Below are 2,030 nucleotides of genomic sequence, written 5' to 3'. Positions count from 1 at the left end.
TTGAGCTTGCTCTGGTGTTGGGTTGAGCTTACAAACTATGGTTAGGACTTGGTTCATGAGACTATTATAGCTCACCGAGGTGAAAGCCGTCGTGAACGACGGGGCTTCAGACCCATTCTTTTGGTGACACATCTGGTGCGGATCAATCCTCTTCGCCAAGAGTGCAACCCTTGCGCCCCTAATTCTTTACTCTGCTTGGTCTGGTTGTCAAGATGATGATTTTCTGAAGAAAGGTTAAGCTGGAAAGAGTTGAACCCAGCGAGGACATTTTTCTTTATGCTTCAATTCGTTAAGCGATCGCTCTTGAGTGCCATTGTGTTAGCCAGTTTAGCCGCTTGTGGCGGCAATACACCAGACACCACAGAGGCAACCTCTCCGGGGGAAACCGCCCAAAATGGCGCTGCACCGTCACAAATAGAATCCACTGATACAAGCGCGACACTGGCCGATCCCGATGGGACTACAGCAGACAGCACTTCCGCCACTGAAGAAGCCACTCAAAACGGTTGGCAAACCATACAAGGCAATGGTTTAGCCCTCCAACTCCCCGCCCGCTATCAAGGGGGCAATCCTAAAACCGATTTAAACCAACTCGAAGCCCAATTAACCGCCATTAATCCCGCTTATGCCGACCGACTGGCTGGGATTAAAGAAAATCCCGATGCGATCGCCTTCCTCGCCTTTGACCCCCAAAGTGCCGCCACATCCGGCTTTCTCACCAACGTCAACATCGCCACCGAAAACATCCCCTCAGAAATTGGCATCGAAACCTATATGGAAGCCGCCAAAGAACAATTGGCCGCCCTCTACACCCTAGAAGACTCCCAAATGGTGGATCTTAAAAACGGGAAAAAAGCCGGCCGACTTGTAGGAGAAATTGACACCGACAGCGCCAAAATTAAACAGCTTTTTTACATGATTCAAGAAGGCGAGCAAATCTGGATCGTCACCTACGCCGCCACCTCCGAAGAATTCACCCGCTTATTACCTGAATTTGAACAAAGTATTCAAACCTTAGAATTAGGTTCCTAACCCCCCCTTCAATAATCCCCCTCAAAGCCTTGAAAAATCCAGTTTCCAAGGCTTTTTGCTTGCCCATTAATCCCCTCACGAGTATAGCGCGGGGCTTCTCGGCGGTTCGGCTACATTCATTTTTGCAATATTTCTCAATAAGGAAAACTTGCTTTTTGCTAATTATTCCTGCTATTCTCAGGAAAGACTCTTGCAATAGATTCTCAATATAAACTCAGTAATCTGTTAAAAATCTGTCGCTTTCAACGGTCTAAGTTTTGCCCCAAAGCCTTGTAGCACAAGCCTTAAGACAAGACTCAGCCCAGCATGATCTCTGGACTGAAGAGCCAGAAACTCCCTAAGATTCAGTTAGCCGAACTATGGAACAAACCATTGCCACCTTAGAACAACCCTCCCCGAACTCAGCCAACTCCCAGCAAATCTCCGAGTTTCTCCAAGAACATGGAGAAGTCGAGATGATTCTACCCGTCATCTTAGGATTATTTGTCACCAGTCGTTTTCAACTGCGGGGAGCCAACGCCCTCCTCGTTAACTTAGCTGTTGCAAGTCTTTCTCGACAGGTTTTTCGAGAACTGAAAAAACCCTCCTCCCAGACCCCCACCCCACCTCAACCCGCCCCCACCTCAAACCTGACCAGCTTTAGCGATGATCGATTTACGATTATTCATTCCGTCCCCGGCCGCATTCGCCTACGCATCCCACAACTTAATAGTGATCCCTCCTTTGCCAAGCGTTTAGAACGACTCCTGAACGCCGATGATCAAGTGATCCATGTGCGGGTCAACCGTTCAGCCTCCTCCATCGTCATTCACTACCACTCCGGGGATTTCAGCGAATTAGAACTAGGACTGCGCTTAATGACTATTCTCGAAAGTGCCAGTCAAGAATCCGAGTCTAACTAGGGCTTGCTGAAAAAGCCTAACGCTAGACTCAACAAGGGAATAGGGAATAGGGAATAGGGAATAGGTAATTGATAATTTCTCCCCCACTCCCCCACT

General features: G+C 48.3%; 2 protein-coding genes. Both read left to right on the top strand.

The window, feature by feature from the left end; all coding sequences use genetic code 11:
* Positions 1-276: 276 nt before the first annotated feature.
* Positions 277-1,032 (top strand): hypothetical protein, encoded by a 756-nt coding sequence (locus K4A83_RS22620; RefSeq protein ID WP_265266980.1) that lies wholly within the window; start codon positions 277-279, stop codon positions 1,030-1,032.
* A 359-nt stretch (positions 1,033-1,391) separates the two neighbouring features.
* Positions 1,392-1,934 carry an HMA2 domain-containing protein gene (locus K4A83_RS22615; protein ID WP_265266979.1) on the top strand — a complete coding sequence of 181 codons (543 nt, stop codon included), beginning with the start codon at positions 1,392-1,394 and terminating at the stop codon, positions 1,932-1,934.
* Positions 1,935-2,030: the final 96 nt, after the last annotated feature.

The sequence above is a fragment of the Spirulina subsalsa FACHB-351 genome (assembly GCF_026130165.1).
Taxonomy (GTDB): Bacteria; Cyanobacteriota; Cyanobacteriia; order Cyanobacteriales; family Spirulinaceae; genus Spirulina_A; species Spirulina_A subsalsa_A.
Note: the sequence above shows the minus strand (reverse complement) of the source record. Positions and strands in the feature narration are given on the sequence as shown.

Coding starts and splice junctions, on each gene's coding strand:
- K4A83_RS22615 (WP_265266979.1), top strand. CDS start 1,392: ATGGAACAAACCATTGCCACCTTAGAACAACCCTCCCCGAACTCAGCC.
- K4A83_RS22620 (WP_265266980.1), top strand. CDS start 277: ATGCTTCAATTCGTTAAGCGATCGCTCTTGAGTGCCATTGTGTTAGCC.